This window comes from Streptomyces sp. (assembly GCF_019510245.1).
Classification (GTDB): Bacteria; Actinomycetota; Actinomycetes; order Streptomycetales; family Streptomycetaceae; genus Streptomyces.
This window is the reverse complement of record NZ_JAEKKT010000304.1, coordinates 1-5855: the sequence shown is the minus strand read 5'-3', so window position 1 is coordinate 5855 and position 5855 is coordinate 1. Positions and strand designations below refer to the sequence as shown.

General features: G+C 73.1%; 7 protein-coding genes and 1 pseudogene. 6 read left to right on the top strand and 2 right to left on the bottom strand.

The genetic code is table 11. The features are described from left to right. Positions 1–145: 145 nt before the first annotated feature. The gene (locus JF597_RS49565; protein WP_294012628.1) at positions 146–472 is read right to left on the bottom strand and encodes a methyltransferase domain-containing protein; all 327 of its coding nucleotides are present in this window, start codon (positions 470–472) and stop codon (positions 146–148) included. A gap of 64 nt (positions 473–536) precedes the next feature. Between JF597_RS49565 and JF597_RS49560 the strand changes: the two genes are divergently transcribed. Continuing rightward, positions 537–674 (top strand): hypothetical protein, encoded by a 138-nt coding sequence (locus JF597_RS49560; protein ID WP_294012625.1) that lies wholly within the window; start codon positions 537–539, stop codon positions 672–674. A gap of 239 nt (positions 675–913) precedes the next feature. On the opposite strand, the gene JF597_RS49555 is transcribed toward JF597_RS49560, so the two are convergent. Further along, complete coding sequence (locus JF597_RS49555; protein ID WP_294012622.1) at positions 914–1429, bottom strand: hypothetical protein; 516 nt, start codon at positions 1427–1429, stop codon at positions 914–916. A gap of 135 nt (positions 1430–1564) precedes the next feature. Here JF597_RS49555 and JF597_RS49550 point away from each other — a divergent pair, with 135 nt between their 5' ends. From JF597_RS49550 to JF597_RS49530, 5 genes and pseudogenes are all read left to right on the top strand, one after another. Beyond that, positions 1565–2851, top strand: a complete 1287-nt coding sequence (locus tag JF597_RS49550; RefSeq protein ID WP_294012619.1) for a histidine kinase — start codon at positions 1565–1567, stop codon at positions 2849–2851. Then, positions 2839–3489 (top strand): response regulator transcription factor, encoded by a 651-nt coding sequence (locus JF597_RS49545; RefSeq protein ID WP_294012616.1) that lies wholly within the window; start codon positions 2839–2841, stop codon positions 3487–3489. Before JF597_RS49550 ends, JF597_RS49545 begins: the two co-directional genes overlap by 13 nt. A gap of 475 nt (positions 3490–3964) precedes the next feature. Then, positions 3965–4306: pseudogene (locus JF597_RS49540) on the top strand (NUDIX domain-containing protein); the annotation flags it as partial. 79 nt (positions 4307–4385) lie between these two features. Next, positions 4386–4769: a DUF779 domain-containing protein gene (locus JF597_RS49535; RefSeq protein WP_176742463.1), complete on the top strand. Its 384-nt coding sequence runs from the start codon at positions 4386–4388 to the stop codon at positions 4767–4769. Between the two features lie 76 nt (positions 4770–4845). After that, positions 4846–5855: phosphodiester glycosidase family protein (locus JF597_RS49530; RefSeq protein ID WP_294012606.1), on the top strand; the 1010-nt coding region annotated here is incomplete at its 3' end.

Sequence of the window (5855 nt, the reverse complement as noted above, 5' to 3'; positions counted from 1 at the left end):
GGTTGGGGCAGAGCCTCCTCGCCTCCTCGCCTCCTCGCCTCCTCGCCTCCTCGCCTCCTCGCCTCCTCGCCTCCTCGCCTCCTGGAGCGGCCTACCGCGCGCCAGGTTGTTCAGCCCGGTGATCGCGGTCCCTGCGTGCGGTAGCTCACGCTTCCCCGTCGTTGGTGTCCCGGTCGCTGTGGGCGAGGCGCTCCCTCTGGTGGCCTGGCGGGTCGGCTCTGCAGGGTCGGAAGCGGGCGAGGTAGGCCGGGCTTGGGCCGTGGCGCTCGGTCAGGTGGAGGCCGGCGGCGTCGGCGAGCCGGTGCAGCCGGCCGAAGGGGATCCAGTGCCGGTCGAAGAACTCGCCGATCACCAGCCGCCCGCTTGGTGCCAGCACCCGTGCCGCCTCGCGCAGTACCCGATCCGGCTCGGGGATCTCGCCGAGCGCGGTCCCGGCGTATACGGCGCCGAATGTCCCGGCGGCGTAGGGCATCACGTGCGTCCGAGCGGGTGGGCGTAATCGTCGCCAGGCCGTCGCGCTCGGCGCGGCACATCACGTGGTCGAGCATCTCCTGCTGGATGTCGAGCACATCGAGCCGTCCCTCCGGCCCGAGCTGCGGGACGACATGCAGCGACTGCAGGCCCGTCCCCGGGCCGATCTCCAGCATCCGCTCCCCCGGCCGCGGCCGCAGTAGGGCGTCCATCCGGTCGGCTGTCAGGAACGGCAACGGCACGTCGAGGAGGCCGCGTTGGGCGTACGGATAGGGCGCCGTGTCGCCCAGCCACCAGGCGGCGGCCAACGCGGCGCCGACGCCGGCGGCGACCGCCCAGCGGGTCCGGGCCGGGATCGGGGCGACGGGGGCGGTGGTGATGCGGTGCATGGTGTTCTCCGGTGGATTGATTTGGTCCGTGGCAAGTGGCTGGGCGGTCGGCGTCACGCGTGCCGGCTCAGGGCCCGCAGCGCCAGCCGGCCGCACAGCGCGGCGAGCGGCAGCTCGGCGCCGAGCGCCATGGCGACCGCGGTGGCGAAGTCGCCGCCCGGGGCCGCGGTCGTGGTGTCGAACCAGGCGTCCACCACAAGCAGCGTCGCGGTCGCGGCGGCTGCCAGGGCGTGCCGCCGGTCGCCGCGGGCGGCGAGGAGGCCGGTGGCGATCAAGCCGAGCGCCTCCAGCGCGTCGAGCCCGACCCAGGCGACCGGCCAGTGCGCCGCGGTCGCGGTGGCCGGCAGGCCGGTGGCCAGCATGTACAGCCACGGCAGCAGGGCGAGCCCGCAGGCGACCAGCAGCCACCCGGCCCGCCGCATGCCCCGCGCCGGGCGCGGCTCCTCCGCCTCTTCGTGGAGCGGGATGACGTCGGCGCTGTCGCAGCCCTCGGCACCGACCAATTCGTCATCGCACAACACCAGGTGACGCATCGTCTTCCCCCGCTCCCCGCCGGCTCTCCCCTTCACGTGCTCCACCCTCCGCCGCACACCAGGGCGCCGTCAGTCACGCAGGGTTCCGACCCGGGGTGGAGATAAGTGCACCCCCGAACCGGGCGGGAGCGTCATGGCACGGGGATGGCCTGCGGCTTTACCGTTTGACGCATGCAACTCACGACGTGGCTGCAGCTGGTGCTGGGCCGGCCGTTCTGCAGGGCGGGACACCGGACCGCACTCGTCGCCGCCGGCCTGCCGCTCCACCTCGCCGTGGTGCCACTGTGGCTCTGGCTGCTCGGCACGATGGCGGCGTTGGTGCCGGCCGCGACTCCGCTGCCCGTGCTGCTCACGCTCGTGGCGCTGCCCGTGCTGCTCACGCTTGTGGTGACACCCCTGCTGACCGTCGGGCAGCGGCGGCGCTACCGGGCGCTCGTCGGCAAGGACCTCCCGCGCCCCGCCGTACCCGGGCCGGGACGCAACTGGAAGTCGGCGGTGCGCCGGCTGACCGGCCGGGCCTTGTGGCGGCAGGTCTGCTACCACGCCGTGGCGGGTCCGCTGCTCGCCGTCCTGGACCTCGCCGTCCTCGCCGTCTGGGCCGCCGCTCTTGTGGCCGCCTCCATCTACGTGTGGATCTGGGCGCTGCCCCCGCAGTGGCGGGTCACCGACCTCGGGTACACCACGCAGGCCGCGTACATCACCGCCGGCGGCCTCGCCCTGCTGTTCCTCGGGCCTCGGCTGACCGGCGCTCTGGTGCGGCTGGAGACCCGGGCGGCCGAGGTCCTGCTCGGCCCCAGCCGCACGGACAAGCTCGCCCGCCGGGTCGCCGACCTCGCCGAGAGCCGGGCCGGTGTGCTCGACGCCGCCGACGTCGAGCGGCGGCGGATCGAGCGCGACCTGCACGACGGCGCACAGCAGCGCCTCGTCTCACTCGCCGTCAACCTGGGCCTGGCCAGGGCCACCCTCGGCGATCTGCCGGAGGACGCCCGCAAGGTGATCGACGAGGCGCACCGCGAGGCGAAGGAGGCGATCGCCGAGCTGAACAACCTGGTGCGCGGCCTGCATCCGGCCGTCCTTGAGGACCGCGGCCTCGACGCCGCGCTGTCCGGGGTCGCCGCGCGCCTCCCGATCCCGGTGCGCGTGGCGGTGGACCTGCCGCAGCGCCCCTCACCCACGGTCGAGGCCGTCGCGTACTTCGTGGTCTCCGAAGCCCTGACGAATGTGGTCAAACACGCCCAGGCGACCCGGGCGGATGTGACCGTGGACCGGATCGGGGAGACACTGCTGGTGGTCGTCACGGACGACGGCGCGGGCGGCGCGGATCTCGCGGCGGCCGGCGGTGGCACCGGGCTCGCCGGGCTCGCCAAGCGCGTCGCGTCCGTCGACGGCACTTTCTCCTGCCGCAGCCCCGCCGGGGGCCCGACCGTCATCACCGTGGAGCTGCCGTGCGCGCCGTGATCGCCGAGGATTCCCTCTTGCTGCGCATCGGCGTGGTCAAGGTGCTGGAGGCGGCCGGCTTCGAGATGTGCGCGCAAGTCGCCGACGCAGAAGGGCTGCTGGCAGCCGTCGAGGAGCACCGGCCCGACATCGCCGTGGTCGACGTGCGCATGCCGCCCGGCTTCACCGACGAGGGAGTGCGCGCCGCGCTGGTGATCCGCCGCCAGTACCCGCGTACCGCCGTGCTCCTGCTGTCGCAGTACGTGGAGGAGCGGTACGCCGTCGATCTGCTCGCCGCCAACGCCTCGGGCGTCGGCTATCTGCTCAAGCAACGGGTCGCCGACGTCGAGGAGTTCGCCGAGGCGGTACGCCGGGTGGCGGCCGGCGGCACCGCGCTCGACGCGCAGGTCGTCTCGCAGCTGCTGGTGCGCCGGCACAGCGGTCCGCTCGACCGGCTGACACCGCGCGAGCGGGAGGTGCTGGAGCTGATGGCGGGCGGCCGGTCCAACTCCGGCGTCGCCGCCGAGCTGGTCGTGAGCGAGAGCGCGGTTGCCAAGCACATCAACAGCATCTTCACCAAGCTCGACCTGCCCAAGGCCGACGCCGACCACCGCCGCGTCCTAGCGGTGCTGCGCTTCCTGGGCGTTGCGACCGCATAGTGCGCGATCACGCACGCATGCCCAGTCGACAAGGGTGCTGAGCAACACTTAGTGGGGAATGAGGCGCCTTCGGACCGGTACTCTCCACCAGGCTTTGCCGCGCTGGGCGCCGAAGGCGGTGGCCGTCGTGCGCAGGGCCGTGACATGGCTGGGGCTGGTCATCACTGGTGTCCTCGCAGTCTTCAGGGTTGGGCGCGGTGGCTCGGGCTGCTCGGTCGGCTGTTGTCCGGAGCGGACGTGATGTCAGGGCGGTCGTCGCGTCAGCGCCTTCGTCCCGGGTCCGGCAGCGCCGGTGCGTGGGAGTCGGCCGGAGCCGGGGAGGACCGGCCGGGAGCGCGAAGGAACTCATGGCGGTCGAATACACAGCGCACCAGTATCAGGCGCCGAACCCGCCATACTCAAAGCCGTCGAGGAACCACTCATGTATGGGTTCCTGTGACTCCCCGGCCAGAAATCCGCGAACCCGCCTGCTTCGCCGGGCGGCACGGTGGAGCCCGGGGAGTCGCTGGCGGAGACCGTAGTGCGCGAACTCCGCGAGGAGACCGGCATCGAGGCCCGCCCCGCAGACGTCCGGCTGCTGGGCACGCTTCTCGACGACGTGGAGGGCGTGGTGCGGATGACAGTGGCCGCCCAGGTCACCGCCTGGCGGGGCGAGCCCTCGGACCAGCCCGACGAACGCGTCGGCGACTGGCGCTGGTTCGCCCTGGACCGGCTCCCGGAGAACCTGTTCGTGTGCAGCGCCCAGGGCCTGACCGCCTGGCGCCCGGACCTGCCGATCGACCACACTCCGGCCCACTTCACGCCGTACGCCGGATAGGGCCTGGCCGGCGGATCAGGCCCTGGCCCTGGAGCCGTGCAACCCCCTCGCAACCTTCGCCCTGCTGCACTCGACGACCATGGACGACGATTCCGTACGTGCCGTGTCCGACGAGGTGCCGCGCGTCGAGCTCACGCCCGCGGCCGCCGAGCTGCTGCGCCGGTTGCGCGAGGCGCACGGGCCGCTGATGTTCCATCAGTCCGGCGGCTGCTGCGACGGCAGCGCGCCGATGTGCTACCCGGCGGGCGAGTTCCGCACCGGCGGCTCGGACGTGCTGCTCGCCGAGCTGGACGTGCCGGGGGTCGGGGAGCCGGTCACGTTCTGGATGTCGAGGAGCCAGTACGCGGTGTGGAGCCACACCCGGCTGATCGTGGACGTCGTCGAGGGCCGGGGCAGTGGGTTCTCGCTGGAGGCACCCGAGGGGGTACGTTTCCTCATCCGTTCGCGTGTGGTCGGCGCCTAGCCGTCCCCTGTGCCATCGCTGTCTGATGCACTCTTCCTGAGTCCTGGGAACAGTTGACGAGACATCAGGGAGAGCTGTGACGCATCGTCGAAGACGTTTCGAAGCAGGCAGATCGGTACTGACGTTTCTCGCGGCACTCGGCACGCTGGCCGGTGCGGCCCTGGTGGGGGCGGCACCGGCCGGCGCCGCGCCGGGGTGGACACGGCTCGCGACCGGCGTGCAGTACGAGGAGTTCGACATCGACGCGGCCGCGGGCGTGGCGCATGCCCATGTGATCGACGTGGACCTCAGCGATCCGCGGGTGCGACTGGAGCTGCTGTATCCGGGGGCGGTGGCCGCGCGCGCCACGGTGTCCCGGCTGGCCACCGCACAGGGCGCGCTCGCGGGGGTGAACGGCGACTTCTTCAACATCACGGAGGGCCAGCACCCGGGCGTCGAGGCAACCGGCGCGAGTGTGGGCCCGGCGATCGCGCAGGGCCGCGTGCTCAAGGCGGCAGTGCCGAAAGGCCAGCGCTTCGGGCCCGCGCTGCCGTCCGGCGCGAGCACCAAGGACGTGTTCGGCGTGGGCACCGACGGTCAGGCCCGCCTCGACGACCTGGCGCTCGACGGGTCGGTGACCACGCCCGAGGGAAAGCTGGCGCTCGGCGGGCTGAACCAGTACGCGCTGCCCGTGGGCTCGGTCGGGGCGTTCACCTCGGACTGGGGCAGCGTCTCCCGGGTGCGGTCGACCTGCGGGACGGACACCGACCGGGCCGCCCCGTGCAGCACGGACACCTACGAGGTGACGGTCCGCGCCGGGAAGGTCGTGGCCACGGCCGACACCCCGGGCAGCGGACCGATCGCCGCCGGCACCACCGTGCTCGTGGGCCGGGAGGCGGGCGCACAGCACCTGCGGAAGCTGTCCGTCGGCGCGGCGGTGACGGTGCGGCACCGACTGGTCGCGGCCTCGGCGAAGCTGCCGTACCGCTTCGCGCTCGGCGGCTACCCGGTGCTCGACGACGGCCTCCCGCTGCCCGGCCTCGACGACACGACGTCGGCCGTGCGCACGGCCGTGGGTGTCGCGGACGGCGGACGGCGGCTGTATCT

Excerpts from the sequence above, each read along its gene's own strand:
- JF597_RS49565 (WP_294012628.1), bottom strand. The coding sequence starts at position 472 with ATGCCCTACGCCGCCGGGACATTCGGCGCCGTATACGCCGGGACCGCG.
- JF597_RS49550 (WP_294012619.1), top strand. The coding sequence starts at position 1,565 with ATGCAACTCACGACGTGGCTGCAGCTGGTGCTGGGCCGGCCGTTCTGC.
- JF597_RS49535 (WP_176742463.1), top strand. The coding sequence starts at position 4,386 with ATGGACGACGATTCCGTACGTGCCGTGTCCGACGAGGTGCCGCGCGTC.